Source organism: Pandoraea pulmonicola, from assembly GCF_000815105.2.
GTDB classification, from domain to species: domain Bacteria; phylum Pseudomonadota; class Gammaproteobacteria; order Burkholderiales; family Burkholderiaceae; genus Pandoraea; species Pandoraea pulmonicola.
This window is the reverse complement of record NZ_CP010310.2, coordinates 4,069,953-4,085,710: the sequence shown is the minus strand read 5'-3', so window position 1 is coordinate 4,085,710 and position 15,758 is coordinate 4,069,953. Positions and strand designations below refer to the sequence as shown.

Annotated in this window: 13 protein-coding genes, 1 pseudogene and 1 riboswitch; of the genes and pseudogenes, 7 read left to right on the top strand and 7 right to left on the bottom strand. The window is 64.7% G+C overall.

Annotation, left to right across the window (positions count from 1 at the left end; all coding sequences use genetic code 11):
- Positions 1–431 precede the first annotated feature (431 nt).
- On the top strand, positions 432–2,213 hold the full coding sequence (locus RO07_RS17340) for a cation:proton antiporter (protein ID WP_039404379.1): 1,782 nt from the start codon (positions 432–434) through the stop codon (positions 2,211–2,213).
- Between the two features lie 159 nt (positions 2,214–2,372).
- Here RO07_RS17340 and RO07_RS17335 read toward each other — a convergent pair whose 3' ends face one another.
- The 3 genes from RO07_RS17335 to RO07_RS17325 form a co-directional block, all read right to left on the bottom strand.
- The gene (locus RO07_RS17335) at positions 2,373–2,966 is read right to left on the bottom strand and encodes a PaaI family thioesterase (RefSeq protein WP_039404377.1); all 594 of its coding nucleotides are present in this window, start codon (positions 2,964–2,966) and stop codon (positions 2,373–2,375) included.
- A 169-nt stretch (positions 2,967–3,135) separates the two neighbouring features.
- Complete coding sequence (gene ribB, locus RO07_RS17330; protein WP_039404376.1) at positions 3,136–3,849, bottom strand: 3,4-dihydroxy-2-butanone-4-phosphate synthase; 714 nt, start codon at positions 3,847–3,849, stop codon at positions 3,136–3,138.
- 96 nt (positions 3,850–3,945) lie between these two features.
- Positions 3,946–4,125, bottom strand: a riboswitch (FMN riboswitch).
- A 205-nt stretch (positions 4,126–4,330) separates the two neighbouring features.
- A complete protein-coding gene (locus tag RO07_RS17325; RefSeq protein WP_039404374.1) occupies positions 4,331–4,531 on the bottom strand; it encodes a heavy-metal-associated domain-containing protein in 201 nt (66 codons plus the stop codon).
- 320 nt (positions 4,532–4,851) lie between these two features.
- On the opposite strand from RO07_RS17325, the gene RO07_RS17320 reads away from it, so the two are divergent.
- The 4 genes and pseudogenes from RO07_RS17320 to RO07_RS26110 all read left to right on the top strand — a co-directional run bounded on the left by RO07_RS17320 (position 4,852) and on the right by RO07_RS26110 (position 9,473).
- On the top strand, positions 4,852–7,428 hold the full coding sequence (locus RO07_RS17320; RefSeq protein WP_052266677.1) for a heavy metal translocating P-type ATPase: 2,577 nt from the start codon (positions 4,852–4,854) through the stop codon (positions 7,426–7,428).
- Positions 7,429–7,551: 123 nt separating this feature from the next.
- A complete protein-coding gene (locus tag RO07_RS17315) occupies positions 7,552–8,373 on the top strand; it encodes an endonuclease/exonuclease/phosphatase family protein (RefSeq protein WP_072637087.1) in 822 nt (273 codons plus the stop codon).
- A gap of 7 nt (positions 8,374–8,380) precedes the next feature.
- Positions 8,381–8,770: pseudogene (cueR, locus tag RO07_RS17310) on the top strand (Cu(I)-responsive transcriptional regulator); the annotation flags it as partial.
- A gap of 562 nt (positions 8,771–9,332) precedes the next feature.
- Entirely contained in the window at positions 9,333–9,473 is a 141-nt protein-coding gene (locus RO07_RS26110) for a DUF3563 family protein (protein WP_072617503.1), read from the top strand.
- 258 nt (positions 9,474–9,731) lie between these two features.
- Here the strand turns inward: RO07_RS26110 and RO07_RS17300 are convergent, their stop codons facing one another.
- The 4 genes from RO07_RS17300 to RO07_RS17285 all read right to left on the bottom strand — a co-directional run bounded on the left by RO07_RS17300 (position 9,732) and on the right by RO07_RS17285 (position 13,145).
- Positions 9,732–10,397 (bottom strand): DUF799 domain-containing protein, encoded by a 666-nt coding sequence (locus RO07_RS17300; protein ID WP_039404372.1) that lies wholly within the window; start codon positions 10,395–10,397, stop codon positions 9,732–9,734.
- Positions 10,394–10,765, bottom strand: a complete 372-nt coding sequence (locus RO07_RS17295; protein ID WP_039404370.1) for a DUF4810 domain-containing protein — start codon at positions 10,763–10,765, stop codon at positions 10,394–10,396. The genes RO07_RS17300 and RO07_RS17295 overlap by 4 nt, the downstream gene beginning before the upstream one ends.
- A 121-nt stretch (positions 10,766–10,886) precedes the next feature.
- On the bottom strand, positions 10,887–11,528 hold the full coding sequence (locus RO07_RS17290) for a CsgG/HfaB family protein (RefSeq protein WP_418303724.1): 642 nt from the start codon (positions 11,526–11,528) through the stop codon (positions 10,887–10,889).
- A gap of 306 nt (positions 11,529–11,834) precedes the next feature.
- A complete protein-coding gene (locus RO07_RS17285; RefSeq protein WP_039404368.1) occupies positions 11,835–13,145 on the bottom strand; it encodes an Nramp family divalent metal transporter in 1,311 nt (436 codons plus the stop codon).
- Between the two features lie 145 nt (positions 13,146–13,290).
- Between RO07_RS17285 and imuA the strand changes: the two genes are divergently transcribed.
- Both imuA and RO07_RS17275 read left to right on the top strand, forming a co-directional pair.
- Positions 13,291–14,175: a translesion DNA synthesis-associated protein ImuA gene (imuA, locus tag RO07_RS17280; RefSeq protein WP_160118105.1), complete on the top strand. Its 885-nt coding sequence runs from the start codon at positions 13,291–13,293 to the stop codon at positions 14,173–14,175.
- Positions 14,105–15,751 carry a Y-family DNA polymerase gene (locus RO07_RS17275; protein WP_039404366.1) on the top strand — a complete coding sequence of 549 codons (1,647 nt, stop codon included), beginning with the start codon at positions 14,105–14,107 and terminating at the stop codon, positions 15,749–15,751. Before imuA ends, RO07_RS17275 begins: the two co-directional genes overlap by 71 nt.
- The last annotated feature ends 7 nt before the right edge of the window (positions 15,752–15,758 follow it).

The following is a 15,758-nucleotide window of genomic DNA, read 5'->3' as shown; positions in this document are numbered from 1 at the left end:
CATTGTGAAATTCTATTGATATTTTTGTGATATTTCACAAGTGTCGGGGACAAAAAGCAAGGAAAAAAATTTCATCGAGGAGGCGGAAAACGGGAATTTTTTATGAAAAGCCCCGTCAATCTTGGGTTGCGCGCGTGTTCGCCCATCGCGTATATTGGTTCGGCGCAGGTCGGCGACCCCGCACTCGGGCCGTAATGGCGCGAGCCGGCGAGGCGGCCGACTCACCGGGCAGGCCGGGGCAGACCCGGAGACGATCGATAGCGACCCGGCGCAACGTCTATCAAGTCAGCAGCACACGGCTGGCTTCCCACCCACATCGAGCATCGCGTCTTGTGTTTGCGCTGCAGCTCCCCGAGGGCCTGCGGCGCGACATCGGCGTGGCGTCAAAAACAGTCATATCGGCGCAACGCGCCGCGGGGAGAACGTATCGGATGCATCACGCCATCGACTTCATTCAGGATCTGGCCGTCATCATGCTGCTGGCGGGTATCGTGACGGTCATCTTCAACCGGTTCCGGCAGCCGGTCGTGCTCGGCTATATCGTGGCGGGGGTGATCATCGGCCCGTACACGCCGCCGTTCGCGCTGATACACGACGAAAAGACCATCGGCATCCTGGCCGAACTCGGGGTCGTGTTCCTGATGTTTTCGCTGGGGCTGGAATTCAGTCTGCGCAAGCTCGCCCGCGTGGGCGTGACGGCATTCGTTGCGGCGATCACCGAGATCGTGCTGATGCTGTGGATCGGCTACGAGATCGGGCGCTTCTTCGGCTGGAAGGCGATGGATTCGATTTTCCTCGGTGCCATGCTGGCGGTCTCGTCGACCACCATCATCGTGAAGGCGCTCGACGAACTCGGCATGAAGCGCGAGCGTTTCGCGCAGCTCATCTTCGGCGTGCTGATCGTGGAGGACGTGCTTGCCATCGGCATGATCGCGCTGCTCTCGGGCATCGCGATCAGCGGTTCGGTCGATGCGGGCGAAGCGACCTTCACGCTCGGCAAGCTACTGCTGTTCATGGTGGTGTCGCTCGTCGTGGGCATTCTGCTCGTGCCGCGCATCCTGGCCTACGTGGCGAAGTTCAAGAGCGACGAAATGCTGCTGGTCGTCGTGCTCGGCCTGTGCTTCGGCTTCTGCCTGCTCGTGATCCAGATGGGCTACAGCGTGGCGCTCGGCGCATTCCTGATCGGCGCGATCATGGCCGAGGCGAGGGAGTTGCACACCATCGAGCGGCTCGTGGCACCCTTGCGCGACATGTTCAGCGCGGTGTTCTTCGTCACCATCGGTCTGCTGCTCGACCCGCACGTGCTGGCCACGTACGTCTGGCCGATCCTGGTGATCACGGTGGCCGTGGTGATCGGCAAGATCGTCTCGTGCGGTCTCGGCGCCTATCTCTCGGGGCAGGACGGCAGTACGTCGATGCGCGTGGGCATGGGGCTCTCGCAGATCGGCGAGTTCTCGTTCATCATCGCCTCGCTGGGACTCTCGCTCAAGGTGACGAGCGACTTCCTGTATCCCATCGCCGTGGCCGTGTCGGTCATCACCACGCTGCTTACGCCGTATCTGATCAAGAGCGCCGATCCGTTCACGCGCTGGCTCGGGCGCATCATGCCGGGGCGCCTGTCCTACGTGCTCGGCCAGTACACGCAGTGGCTGCAGAGCATTCAACTGACGGGGGACAGCGCGGCGCTGGTGAGCATCGTTCGCCGGATCGTCGTGAGCGTGGCGATCAATCTCGCGCTCGTCGTGACGATCTTCCTCGGCGGCGCGTTCTTCTATCGTCGGCTCGCGGAGCTGATGTCGCCGTGGGTCGGCGATCCGAGCCTGCAAAGCGCCGTGGTCTGGGGCGGCGCACTGGTGCTCTCGCTGCCGTTCCTGATCGCCGTGTATCGCAAGGTCAAGTCGCTCTCGCTGCTGCTCGTGGAGTTGTCGGTGCCGCCCAGCCTGACGGGGCGCTATACGTTCCAGGTGCGGCGGGTGGTGGCGGAGATTCTGCCGATCGCAGCGATGGTCGGCGTGATACTGCTTGTCGCGGCGCTCTCGGCAAGCATTCTGCCGTCCACCGAGATGATCGCGCTGATCGTGGCGGGCACGGTGGTTCTCGCGATCGCCATGCGCAGCTGGTTCGTGCGCATGCACGCGAAACTCCAGATTGCACTGAAGGAGACGCTCGAGCACCAACCCGACGGCGACCACGGTGGGGGATCGTCGCACTGAGTTCCGGTCGACGCTCGGGATCTCGACCGTACGGCAGCAGGCGCGATGCGACGGACATCGCGCCTCGCCGGCAACGATCCACCGGAAACGCGAAGTCACAAGGAAAGCCCGCGGGAGCGATTCCCGTGGGCTTTTTTTCATGCTTCGGTCATGCTTCGATCATGCTTTGCGCGGCGGGAAATCGAAGATCAGGCAGGTGGTCGTGGCATGCGCATAGAGTGTGCCGTCCGGCCCGACGATACGACCCTCGGATATGCCGATCTGGCGTCCCACCTGGATCACCTTGCCCTCCGCGCGCACGTACGGCACGTCGCGTGTGAGCGCGCGCACCATGTTCGTCTTGAGTTCGAGCGTGGTGTAGCTGCGTCCGGCGGGCAACGTCGAATGGATCGCACAGGCGACGGCGGAATCGAGCAGCGTGGCGAACCAGCCGCCGTGAATCGTGCCGAGCGGATTGTAGTAAGGCAGGGCGGGGCGGCCCTGGAAGACGGCGCGCCCGTCGGCGATCTCGATGGCGATGAAGCCGAGCGTTTCGCTGATCGGCGGCATTGGCAGCTTGCCGTCGAACATCGCCTGGAAAATCTCGTTGCCGGACAGGCCGGCAACGTCCGGCGGCGTCGCCACACCGAAGCGCACCGGGCCGTTGCGGGTGAGCCGGTCGCGCACGGCCGCCTCGTCGGCTTCCCACCGGGCAAGGACGGCAGCGGCGTCGGGACGGCTTTCCGGTTGGCTTTGAGGGGCACTGTGCGTCATGACGTCTTCCTCGTAACTTTTATTATGCTAGGGATATCTGCCGATTATAGAAGTTGTGACGCACGCAGGGGTGTCCGACGTTAGAGGAAAGTGTCGGAACGTGGCCGGAGCGGGGCACATCGCGTGGCGATGGCGGCGAGTGCATCGCGGCCATCGCCACGCGGCCGTCTCAGGCGGCGTGGGCGTGGCCTTGCGCCTGGGCGCGACGGTAGGTCGCCAGTTCGTCGATGGTCAGAATCGGCAGACCGTGCAACTCGGCGAAGCGCTCGATATCGGCGCCGCGCGTCATGGTCCCGTCGGGATTCATCAATTCGCACAGCACGGCGGCTGGTTTGAGGCCGGCGAGAATCGCCAGATCGACCGAGCCCTCGGTGTGGCCGCGGCGCGTGAGCACGCCCCCGGGCTGCGCGCGCAGCGGGAAGACATGACCGGGGCGGGACAGGTCGGACGGCTGCGCGTCGTCGGCAATGGCGGCGCGAATCGTCGTGACGCGATCGGCGGCCGAGACGCCCGTGCTCACGCCCTGGCGCGCTTCGATCGTCACGGTGAATGCGGTGCCGTGGCGGCTCTGATTCTGTTCGACCATCGGCGGCAGATCGAGACGGCGCAGCGTCTCGTCAGGCAGGCACAGACAGACGATGCCGCTGCATTCGCGGATGAGCATCGCCATCGTGGCCGGCGTGATTTTCTCCGCCGCGACGATCAGGTCCGCTTCGTTCTCGCGGTCGAGATCGTCCATGAGAATGACCGGACGGCCTTCGCGCATGGCGTCGAGCGATGCGGCCAGGCGCACTTCGACGGGCGGCAGGTGGGTGAACGCCGGATAGGCGAGCAGGGGATCGGCAGGTGCCGGGACAACTTGGCTGACGTTGGTGATAGACATGAAACGCTCCTCGCGTAAGTCAAACGGGCGAAAAACGTTTCAGGGCATGCGAACGGACGTGGCCATGGGACAGCATCCCACGGCTCGCGGGTATCGACGCATCTTCTCTCATCCGGACTATGACCGTCGGCTCTGGCATCTCACCAGATCTGCTGACCCTGCCGGTGTCCGCAACGGGACGGTGGCAGGCGCTCGCGGGCTCATGACGCGCACAGCGTGAACCGTGCAATGTCACATACCGCCGGTGGGGACTTTCACCCCGCCCTGAAGACGTGTATTGCCGCACGCACGGGCCACACGGTATCGCATCGTGCGGCGTCCTTGCGTATTCGGCGAGGTAGAGCGTAGCACAAGGTTTCGCCGGTCTGCAGCAGAGACTGCGCGGGGTGTACGGGATTGGACAGGCGGAAACGACGACGAAAACGTCGCGATGCCATGCGGGGCAATGCGACGTTCGTTCAGACGAAGACACTCGGGAGGTTCAGGCGCTCGTGCTCTTGACCGTGTAGCCGGCGTCGGCGATGGCGGCGCTCACTTCGGTGGGCGAGAGGCGGCTCTCGACGTCCACACGACCTGCGCCGAGGTCGACGTTGACCTTGGCATTCGCATCGCGCTCCGTGATTGCGCGGGTCACGGTCTTGACGCAATGACCGCAGCTCATACCTTCGACTTGCACTTGCATGTTGCTCTCCTTGAGAAACAGGCCGGTTACCCGGCAGATGGGAGGATTGACGTCAATCCGGGGTGTGATGATTCAGCAATTCGATCATAGACCTTCCCATTGCAGGAAGCTCAAGGGCTTTTTTCAGACCGTTCGCCCGAGCGTTCGGACGCCACCCAAACCGGGATGCGGCCGGCAGGCGTATCGTGAAGCGTAACGACGTCGGCATCATCTGCCTGCTGTTTCTCTCTTGCGACGTCTTGTCGCAGAGGGCTTGACCTTCCCGTCATGGCAAGGTCTAAGCTCTGACGCATGATGACAGTCCTCGTGGAGGCCTTTAAATGACTCAGAATTGGTCGGTCGGTATCGAAGGCATGACTTGTGCGTCGTGCGTGACGCGCGTGGAGAAAGCGCTGCGGCGCGCCCCGGGTGTAGCCAGCGCCAATGTGAACCTTGCTACCGAGACGGCGGCCGTGGAAGCCGCGCCCGATGTGGCGCCCGCGACATTGCTTGGCGCTGTCGAAGCTGCGGTGAACGACGCGGGATATCAGGTTGCGGAGCAAACGTTCGAGCTGGCCATCGGCGGCATGACGTGCGCGTCGTGTGCGGGACGCGTGGAAAAGGCGTTGCGCAACGTGCCGGGCGTGCTCGAAGCGAACGTCAATCTGGCGACGGAGCGCGCGGCAGTGCGTGGCGTACGCGGCGTCGTGGACGTGGCGGCGCTCGGCGCGGCGGTCGAGAAGGCGGGCTACGAAGCCTCGCCCGTGGCCGATCCCGCGCAGGCGACGCCGGCCGGCGAAGGGCCGACGTGGTGGCCGGTGGCGGTTGCGGCCCTGCTGTCGTTGCCGCTGTTGCTGCCGATGCTGCTCGAACCGTTCGGCGTGCACCTGATGCCCCCGCCCTGGGTGCAGTGGCTGCTCGCCACGCCGGTGCAGTTCTGGCTCGGTGCGCGGTTCTATCGTGCGGGCTACAAGGCGGTGCGCGCAGGCAGCGGCAATATGGATCTGCTCGTGGCGCTGGGCACATCGGCTGCCTACGGCCTGAGTCTGTACGAATGGTGGCGTGCGCCTGCGGGCAGCATGCCGCATCTGTATTTCGAAGCGGCGGCTGTCGTGATCACGCTGGTGCTGCTCGGCAAGTGGCTCGAAGCGCGCGCGAAACGCCGTACCGTGGAAGCGATTCGCGCGTTGGCGGCGCTGCGTCCGGAAGCGGCGCGCGTGTTGCGCGACCCGAAGGACGCGGCAAGCGAGACCACGGTGCCATTGAGCCAGGTGAAGGTCGGCGACTGGGTCGTCGTACGTGCAGGCGAACGTGTCCCAGTCGACGGGGTCATTCGCGACGGCGCCAGCCAACTCGACGAGTCGCTGCTGACCGGTGAGCCGCTGCCTATCGACAAGGACGAGGGCGATACGGTCGTGGGCGGTTCGATCAACGGCGCGGGAACGCTGCGCGTGGAGACGACGGCCGTCGGCGCCGATACCGCGCTCGCCCGCATCATCCGCATGGTCGAAGACGCGCAGGCCGGCAAGGCGCCGATTCAGCGTGCGGTCGACCGTGTCGCGGCCGTGTTCGTGCCGGTCGTGGTGCTCATCGCCATCGTCACGGTGATCGCCGGCTGGGCGCTGGGGTTGGGTCTCGAGGCTTCGCTGCTCAACGCGGTGGCGGTGCTGGTGATCGCGTGTCCGTGTGCGCTGGGGCTCGCGACACCGGCCGCGATCATGGTCGGCACCGGTGCGGCGGCGCGACAGGGGATCCTCATCAAGGATGCCGAAGCCCTGGAGTTGGCGCATCGCGTGAACGTCGTGGCGTTCGACAAGACGGGCACGCTGACCGAGGGCAAGCCGCGTCTCGTGGCGCATCTGCCGGCAGAAGGCACGAGCGCCGATACGCTGCTGCGTTGGGCGGCTGCCGTACAGTCGGGCAGTTCGCACCCACTGGCAACGGCGGTGACGGCAGCGGCCGAAGCGGCGGGGCTCGCCGCGACGATCCCGACAGCGTCGGATATTGTCGCGTTGCCGGGACGCGGGATGCGCGCGCATATTGAAATTGTGGAAGCCGTGAGCGGCGAGGTTGGTGGAGGCGCGGAAGACGCCAAGCGTGGCACGCATGCGCTGCAGTTGGGTAATGCGCGCCTGCTCGAAGAGTTGGGCGTTTCTCAGGGCGCACTGGCATCGGAGGCGACTCGACTCGCGGGTGAGGGGCGTACCGTATCCTGGCTGGTCGAGACGGCAGCGCAAGGTGGTGAGGGCGGAGCGCGATTGTTGGGGCTGCTGGCATTCGGCGATACGCTCAAGGCCACCGCGCGGCCGGCGATCGAACGCTTGCACGCGCTGGGCGTGCGTTGCGTGATGGTGACGGGCGACAACGCGGGGAGTGCACGCGCTGTTGCCGATGCGCTCGGGCTCGACGAGATCCACGCCGACGTGTTGCCCGAACACAAGGCCGAGGTGATTGCGCAGCTCAAGCGCGATGGCGCGGTGGTCGCGATGGTCGGAGACGGCATCAACGATGCGCCGGCGCTCGCTGCGGCGGACGTCGGCATTGCGATGGGCTCGGGGACCGATGTCGCCATGCAGACGGCGGGTATTACGCTCATGCGGGGCGATCCGCTACGCGTGGCCGACGCCATCGACGTCTCGCGACGCACCTGGTCGAAAATCCGTCAGAACCTCTTCTGGGCGTTCGCGTACAACGTGGTCGGCATTCCGCTGGCGGCGTTCGGGCTGTTGAGTCCGGTGATCGCCGGTGCCGCAATGGCGCTGAGCAGCGTGAGCGTGGTAAGCAACGCGTTGTTGCTGCGTCGCTGGCGTCCCTCGCAGGACGGTGCCGTCGCTGCATCGGCGCTGACGGGGGTGGCTGCCGATACGGGATCGGCATCGACGTCCCGTTTGCCCGGGCATAAGGTGAACGGCGCATAATGAAATGATCGAGGCGACGCGCGGGACGACACCGTCCGATGCGTCGCTCAGATCATTCTGGCTTGAAAATCGCGGAAAGCGACACCATTTAGTGGGTATCGTCTGCCTTCCGGCACGGAGTCAATGCTGCCGAACATGAATAGTCTGCATATCGCGAGTTACAACATCCACAAGGGCTTTTCCGCGTTCAATCGCTTGCGCGTTCACGAATTGCGCGCGGGGTTGGAAGGACTGGCGCCGGATCTGGTTTTCCTGCAGGAAGTCCAGGGCATGCATCGGCGGCATGCGATGCGGCACACCAACTGGCCGGTGCAACCGCAGCACGAATTTCTGGCGGGTGCCATGTGGAGCGATCACGCGTACGGACGCAATGTCGTCTACGACCATGGGCACCATGGCAATGCGATTCTGAGCCGATATCCGATCGTCAGATCGGACAATCACGACATCACGACATACAGTTTCGAGAAGCGCGGCATGTTGCATTGTGAGATCGCCGTGCCGGGGCTGTCGCAGCCGTTGCATTGCCTGTGTGTGCATTTGTCGTTGGCGGGGCCCGGTCGTCGGCGGCAATTCGAAATGCTCACGGAGCGCGTTGCGGACGCCATCCCGGGCGATGCTCCACTGATCATTGCCGGCGACTTCAACGACTGGAGTAATCAGGCGGACCGGTTGTTGGCGGAAAAGCTGGCGCTGACTGAAGTGTTTCAGAACAGCGCGGGGCGTCCCGCCCGCAGTTTTCCGAGCGGATTGCCGCTTTTACGACTTGACCGCATCTACGCACGCGGCTTTCATATTGAAGGGGCGCAAGTTTTGCACGGGCGCCCTTGGTCACGGATTTCCGATCATGCGCCGATCAGCGCCCGACTTGTGCCGTCGGACGGCGACCGCGCCAAGATGAACGGTTCGTATCCGCCGTCGTTCAACCCTCGTTCCCCTCAGTGAGGCAGCCATGAACATCGGACAAGCGGCGCAGGCCAGCGGTGTAACGGCCAAGATGATCCGATACTACGAAAGTATCGGCCTGATGCCTCCGAGCCCTCGCTCCGAGGCGGGTTACCGGCGTTATGGCGAACAGGATCTTCACCTGCTTCGCTTCATTCGTCAGGCGAGGCGGCTGGGTTTCGGCATCGACCAGATTCGTCAGCTATTGGCGCTCTGGCAGGATCGCGGCCGCTCGAGCGCACAGGTCAAGGCACTGGCGCAATCGCACGTCGATGAACTCAACCAGCGCATTGGCGAACTCGTCGCGATGCGCGACACACTCTCGCATCTCGCCGTGCATTGCCACGGCGACGACCGGCCCGATTGCCCGATTCTCGAGGGCATCGCCGCGGCCGATCTGCCGTGCCATACCGGACATTCGGGAGCGGCGACGTCTGAGCAATGCACCGGCGCCGCAACGTCCGGTGCGACACCGCAACAGGCGACTTCGGCCGCCGGTGCTGCGGGAGGATCGGCCGCCGATGACGACGCTCAGATTGAACACGCGCCGCCGAGGTAATGGCGGGGATCGCCAGTTGACGTGACGCACGACGGACGCGGCGCGAGACGGTAATGCGCCGAGTGCGACACATACTACGAAGCGTCGCTTGAACCGGCACCGCCTGGGCCAGCCGAGGTTGGGAGATCGCTATGATGCGCCGCAGCAGCGGCGCTTTTTTTATCCCTTCGATTTTTGATCGTCCCCTGCGACAGCGTGCCGCAGACACGTGTCGCTGCACGCTTGAAGTTTTTTAGGCTATTGATTTTTATAGGTTTATTTTGGAATTGACTGCATTCGAAGCGACGCTCTAGCAGATTTTGTGGTGTTTTTGCACATCAGGACTAACCCTTTACGGGAAAACCCTATATAATGCGAAGCACTGCTGCGATGCAGCACACTAATGAACTGGAGAAACGTCATGTTTGCCGCCCTTTTTGAAGTCGTGAACACTTGGTTTGAAACTGCTGAGCGTCGTCGTCGTGAAGCGTTCCTGGCTGAGTCGAAGGACATCATTGAGCTGGAACAACGTATCCGCGCACTCGAAACCGCCGGTTACTAAGCAAGTCCCTTCCGGACGAACGGTCGTCGCTGGCGCAGCCAGGCAAGTCGATCGTCTTATCGGGCGATTCCCGTCATCGTTGTGATGGCGTGCGACGGCGCCCAACCGTAAGTCCGGATGCCGATCCTCGTTGTACCGGGATCGGTTCGCGCAACGGCCCGCCTTATTGGCGGGCTTTGTCGTTTACGTCGACTGAATTGCTTAAGTCGCCCAGGGCACTTCAGCGGCTGACATCGTTGCGCGTTGCCTGGGGCGGACTCAGTCCGTCCCGTACTTCGGCGAACGCGGGCCGTAGAGTATGCCGTTGGGGCGGCCGGCGGACAGCAGTCGTGCATTAGCCGTGCCAGCGACCGTGTAACCGGCGTCCGACACGCTGTTGATGATCTGCTTGACCGCGGCCGTGACCAGCATGCCGATCAAGCCGCCGCCGCTGTTGTTGCCGCCTTCGTTGTTCGAGGCGCTTGCCGCACCGCTCCACAGCTTGGCGCCGTTGCGCAGATCGACGAGATCGGCCGTCACCGTCACCACCGTCGCGCTGTCGACCACCATGTACTTCGTGCCGTACTGCGTGATCTTGATATAGAGCGCGGCGTCGGCGCCGAAGATCTCGCGCAGCTTGGCCGGGTTCACCTGATGGATGTCACCGGCAACGGTCAGACCGTTCTGACGGAACGACTCATCGACGAGTGCCACTGGCAGCACGTAGTAGCCGGCTTCGCCCAGCGGCGCCGTGACCTGCGAGAACACGCTGTAGGTTGCGTCGATGTCCGGCGACTCATTGAGCGGCGGCAGCACGAGAATCGACTTCGGCTTGCTCTCCTTGAACGCGGTGTAGTCGTACGGCTTGGCTTGATGCATGGCACAGCCGGTCATGACGGCAGCCAGCGCCGCGACGCTGATCCATTTGCACAGACGGACGATCATTGCTTGGCCTCCGGGGTCTTGTTCTTGAGGAGAAAGTCGATATAGCCGGCGGACTCCGGGAACAACTGCTTCTCGGTCTGGAATTCCTCGACCATCTTGTCCGGCTTGCCGACCGATGCGTAGAGCAGGCCGAGATGCGCGTGATAGCCCGGCGGCGCGGCGTTGTTGCCGGCCTTCATCTTCTCCAGATCGCGCTCGAGCACGATGATCTGGGCTTCCTTCGACTCACCCTTGAAGTATTCGTAGACCTGCGGCTGGTAGCTTTCCCAGGCGTAGAGCGGCTTGTTGGGCGTGGCGCAGCCGGTGAGCAGCACACCGCCGGCGACGAGCGCCGCGGCGGCACGGCCGATAGAGAACTTGCGGTTCATGGCGATAGGGATCCTGATGGGCATGTCGCGACGCGTGCGTCCGCTCTCCGCACCCGATGTGCGGGACCGGCGCGTCATGACCGACGCGCTGCGACATGCGCAATGTTGGGGAAGGCGACGCTTACTTGCCGGGCGTCCAGGCGCCGCTCTCGATGCCGGCGACCAGGTTGTTCACGGCTTCGCGCATGGCGAGGTCGAGCACCTTGCCATTGAGCGTGGAGTCGTAGCCCGCAGTGCCGCCGAAGCCGATCACCTCGCGATTGGACAGCGCGAACTCGCCCGCGCCGCCGCTCGAGTAGACGACTTCCGACGTGGCGATGTTGACCACGTTCAGGTTGACCTTGGCATAGGCGACCTGCTCGCGGCCGCGGCCGAGAATGCCGAAGAGCTGCTTGTCGCCTACTTCCTTGCGACCGAACTCGACCACGTCGCCGGTGATCACGTAGTCGGCACCCTTGAGCGTCTGCTGGGTTTTCTTGATGTCGGCTTCCTGACGAATCTCGGCCATGTTGTCGCGGTCGAGCACGTTGAAGCGCTGGGTCTGCTGCAGATGCGTGATCAGGATCGTCTTGGCCTGGCTGCCGAGACGGTCGACGTTATCGGAAAAGACGCCGCGCATGTACGCGGAACGGTTGTCGAACTTGCCGACTGCGATCGGCGTGCGTACACCGACATACGGACGGCTGGCACTTTCGACCTTGGCGACTTGCACGGAACGCGAGCTCTCGGTGGCGCAACCGCCGAGCACGCCTGCGGCGAGCATGGCGGCGCTGAGCAGTGCAATGCTGGACTTCTTCTGCACGTTGATACCCCTGTAGATGTTGTGACCCGGCAGGCGATGCACGATGACGTCGCCCCGCTGCGGTTGTCTGATCCCCTTGCGGAATGCTGCGAACTTTGACTTGTAAGACCTAGTAAGGGGTGCTGATGTTAGCACGCTGCGAGGGCGTAGCGCATGCTCCGGAAAGTCATAGGCGGCGCCACTTTCACCGGGGTGCCGCCGTCCGCGTACATCAGTCACCTCTCATTCATACCTCAGTCCTACAACAATTCATACATCATTCATATCTCAGTCGAGGCCGAAGATCAGGAGCAGGTTGGTGGCGGTGATCACCGTGAAGAGCGTCCATGCCACGACTTGCGCCGGCCATCGGATCGCATTGCCATTCATCATGCGTGGATCGCTCACCGAACGGATGAGCGGCCACACCGCGAACGGCAGTTGCAGGCTGAGCAGCACCTGACTCCACACGAGCAGCTTGCCCAACGATCCGTCGCCGAGCCAGAGCACGCCGATCAGCGCGGGCACGAGCGCCAGGCCGCGCGTGATCAGCCGCCGCTGATAGCACGGGATCTTCAGATGCAGGAAGCCGTCCATGATGACCTGCCCCGCGATGGTGCCGGTGAGCGTCGAGCTCTGTCCGGAGGCCAGCAGCGCGATGCCGAAGAGGAACGCGGCGGCGCTGCCGGCAATCGGCGTGATGAGCCGGTAGGCCTGCTCGATGTCGGTGACGTTGGTCTGGCCGCTCGCATGAAAGGCCGAACCCGCAAGAATCAGAATTGCCCCATTCACGCACATCGCCAACACGAGCGAGACCCATGTGTCGATGCGTACCAGCGTGAGGGTGTCATGGAGGTGACCGCGCTTGCCGCCGGTCACGCGTCGGGTCTGTACGACCGACGAGTGCAGATACAGGTTGTGCGGCATGATCGTCGCACCCACGATGCCCAGCGCCAGCACGATGGCGTCGCGCCGGTCATGGCTTGGCGCGCCGGGGACGAGGCCGGCAGCCACGGCATGCCAGTCGGGCGGCACCATCGCGACCTGCACGACGAAGCAGAAAGCCATCGTGCCGATGAGCCCGAACACGATGGCTTCGATCTGACGGAAACCTTTGCCCTGCAGACCCAGCACGATCATCGTGTCGAGCGCGGTGAGCACGATGCCCCACGCGAGTGGCACGCCCAGCAGCAGTTTGAAGGCGAGGGCGCAACCGAGCACTTCGGCGATGTCGCAGGCGATGATCGAAATTTCGGCGGTGATCCATTGCACGACGCGTCCCGTGCGTCCGTAGCGATCGTAGCTCGCCTGGGCGAGATCGCGTCCGGCCGCCAGTCCGAGCCGCGCGGCGAGCATCTGGAGAAAGATGGCCGCGAGGCTCGAGAGCGCCACCACCCAGAGCAGCGAGTAACCGAATTGCGAGCCCGCCTGAATGTCCGTCGCCCAGTTGCCCGGGTCCATGTAGCCGATGGCGACGAGCAACCCCGGGCCGGCAAAGCGCTTGAGTTTGGTCCAGCGCGATTCGCGGGCGTCGATGACGATACTGCCTTTGACTTCGGCGGGACAGAACGGGGCAGTGGCGGTAGTCGGCAGCGGCATGAAGATGGGGCGGAGTGGGAGAACTGGGAGTGACGCCAACGGTAGCCGGGCTTGTGACAGGCCGCAAGAGAAACGCCGCCGCAAGGGTCACGTAAAGTGCGTGCGAACTGCTATACTGTATATTCATACAGTATTTGGGTGCGCCATGGCCCTACCGCTTTCGTCTTTGCCTGCCGGGCTGTGGCGTGCCAGTGAGTTGGCGCATTGCCGCCGCGCCGGCCATCGCTCCGGCTTTGCCGCGCTCGACGCCGAGTTGCCTGGCGCCGGGTGGCCGCATGGCGCGGTGACGGAGTTGCTGAGCGATCGGTCTGGCATTGGCGAGTGGCGGTTGCTGGCACCGGTCTTGCGCGATCTCACGCAGGCGGGGAAGCCGGTGATGGTGATTGCACCGCCGATGCTGCCGTATGCGCCGGCGCTGGCGGGGTGGGGCATCGATCTGCGCTGGCTCAGCGTGGTGATGCGGCCGGCGCGAAAGGCGTCCGGGGCACGAGGCGTACGCGCAGCGAAAGGCGCCCGTGCCGAGGATCGGGACATGCTCTGGTGTGCCGAGCAGGCGCTCAGGAGCGCGTGCTGCGGCGCCGTGCTGGCCTGGCTGCCAGCGGCCACGGCCGAGCAGATCCGGCGCCTGCAGGTCGCTGCCGGCGGTGGCGAGACGTTGGCCTGGGTAATGCGTCCACGTGGGGAGGCGGCGACGGCGTCTGCCGCGCCGTTGCGACTGGGGCTGACCGTAGGCGAGAGCAGCCGCCTGGGCGTGCAGTTTCATAAGCGTCGCGGGCCGCCTCGGCTCGAACCGCTCTGGCTGACACTGCCCGCGCCCTATACGCGAGCGTCGCAACCGGTGGCGGGTGCTGAGGGCCAGGAGGCGCCGTTGCCCGTCACGCCAGATCCGTCGGGGGAGACCCATCGCGCCGAACCGATGCCCTCGTCTTCTTTTTCTGCTGTTGTTTCTGGAGTTCCGCATGGCTTGCTGGATAGCCCTGCATCTGCCGTATCTGGCGCTCGAGATCGCGTCTCCGCGTACGCGGGCTGATGCGCCGGGCATATCCGTCGACACCACGGTCGTGCTGGCGCAGTCGCGTGTCTGGCAGGCGAGCGAGGCGGCGCGGGCCGCCGGTGTGCAGCCCGGCATGCGCCGTGGTGGCGTGTTGGCCTTGCTGCCGCAGGTACGATTTCGCGATCGTGACGAAGCCGCCGAGACGCTCGCCCTGGAAGCCTTGGCACTGGCGCTGCTGCGCTTCGGTCCGGACGTCGCCATCGCTTCGCCACATTGTGTGTTGATCGATGCGGCGCCGAGTCTGCGGCTGTTCGGTGGGCTTGCGTCGCTGTGCGCGCAGGTGCTCGAGAGTGCCGAAGCGCTCGGACATCGGGCGTCGCTGGGCATTGCCGCCACGGCCGGCGCGGCGGCGTTGCTGGCGCACGCACGAGGGGCCGTGCCCAGCGATACCGTTTCTCATGCGTCCTCTCACTGCCCGTTGCAAGCCGCGATGCAGGCACGCGCCTCGGATCATCGGGCGTTGGCGGGGACTGCCGCATCGACGGCGACAGCAACGACAACAGCGACGATGTCCGTGCCCCTGTTGCCGCCATCATTGGCGACACTGCCGCAGCAGCTTGATCCGTTGCCGGTCGTGCTGCTGCCCGAGGCGCGGCCGTGGCTCGACTGGCTCGCGCAGATCGGATGTGCGACGCTGGGCGAATTGCGCGCGTTGCCCGCCGCCGGCGTGAGGCGCCGCTGCGGGGCGGCGCTGCCGGGGGCGCTGGCGCGCGTCTATGGCGAGGCGCCCGAAGCGCCGGACTGGTATCGCGCGCCGCCGCATTTCGAGGCGGTACTGCCGCTGCCGTCGCTGACCCACGATATCGAGGTGTTGCTCTTCGGACTGCGCCGTCTGCTCGCGCAACTCACGGGGTGGCTCGGTGCCGGGCAACTTGCCGCTCGTGCGCTGACGCTTGTGCTCGAACACGAGCCGCTCGGCCGACACACGCTCGCCCCTACGCGTTTCGACATCCGTCTGGCGGAAGCGAGTGCGGCGCCCGCGCATTTGTTGTCGCTATGCAAGGAGCGACTGGCCCGCTCGCCGCTGGTCGCACCGGTGCTCACGCTGCGGCTCGACGTCACGCACACGGCCGCACACGAACTGCGCAGCGGCGCGCTGCTGCCCGAGCCGGGACGCGCCCGGCAGGACTTCGTGCAATTGATGGAACGCGTGTCGGCCCGTGTCGGCGACGAACACGTGCGGCAGCTCCGGGTGCGCGAGGATCATCGGCCGGAGCAAGCCTTCGTCAGCGTGCCGTACGGTGCGACCGGCGGCACGCCGCCCGAGGGGCAGGACGCGAACGTGTGCACCGCAGGATTGCCACCCCGGCCGGCGTGGCTGCTCGACGCCCCGCAGCGCCTGAACGTGCAGGACGAACGGCCGTGGCGGCAGGGGCCGCTGCAACTGATGAGCGGCCCCGAGCGCATCGAGGCCGGCTGGTGGGAGCCGGGCATCGTCACGCGCGACTACTTCATTGCCGCCGACACCACGGGCGCGTTGCTGTGGGTGTTTCGCGAACGCCCCGTGAATGGGGTGAATGCGGCGTGGTATCTGCATGGCCTGTTCGGTTGAGCCGAAC

Excerpts from the sequence above, each read along its gene's own strand:
- RO07_RS17340 (WP_039404379.1), top strand. The coding sequence starts at position 432 with ATGCATCACGCCATCGACTTCATTCAGGATCTGGCCGTCATCATGCTG.
- RO07_RS17335 (WP_039404377.1), bottom strand. The coding sequence starts at position 2,966 with ATGACGCACAGTGCCCCTCAAAGCCAACCGGAAAGCCGTCCCGACGCC.
- ribB (WP_039404376.1), bottom strand. The coding sequence starts at position 3,849 with ATGTCTATCACCAACGTCAGCCAAGTTGTCCCGGCACCTGCCGATCCC.
- RO07_RS17325 (WP_039404374.1), bottom strand. The coding sequence starts at position 4,531 with ATGCAAGTGCAAGTCGAAGGTATGAGCTGCGGTCATTGCGTCAAGACC.
- RO07_RS17320 (WP_052266677.1), top strand. The coding sequence starts at position 4,852 with ATGACTCAGAATTGGTCGGTCGGTATCGAAGGCATGACTTGTGCGTCG.
- RO07_RS17315 (WP_072637087.1), top strand. The coding sequence starts at position 7,552 with ATGCTGCCGAACATGAATAGTCTGCATATCGCGAGTTACAACATCCAC.
- RO07_RS26110 (WP_072617503.1), top strand. The coding sequence starts at position 9,333 with ATGTTTGCCGCCCTTTTTGAAGTCGTGAACACTTGGTTTGAAACTGCT.
- RO07_RS17300 (WP_039404372.1), bottom strand. The coding sequence starts at position 10,397 with ATGATCGTCCGTCTGTGCAAATGGATCAGCGTCGCGGCGCTGGCTGCC.
- RO07_RS17295 (WP_039404370.1), bottom strand. The coding sequence starts at position 10,765 with ATGAACCGCAAGTTCTCTATCGGCCGTGCCGCCGCGGCGCTCGTCGCC.
- RO07_RS17290 (WP_418303724.1), bottom strand. The coding sequence starts at position 11,528 with ATGCTCGCCGCAGGCGTGCTCGGCGGTTGCGCCACCGAGAGCTCGCGT.
- RO07_RS17285 (WP_039404368.1), bottom strand. The coding sequence starts at position 13,145 with ATGCCGCTGCCGACTACCGCCACTGCCCCGTTCTGTCCCGCCGAAGTC.
- imuA (WP_160118105.1), top strand. The coding sequence starts at position 13,291 with ATGGCCCTACCGCTTTCGTCTTTGCCTGCCGGGCTGTGGCGTGCCAGT.
- RO07_RS17275 (WP_039404366.1), top strand. The coding sequence starts at position 14,105 with ATGGCTTGCTGGATAGCCCTGCATCTGCCGTATCTGGCGCTCGAGATC.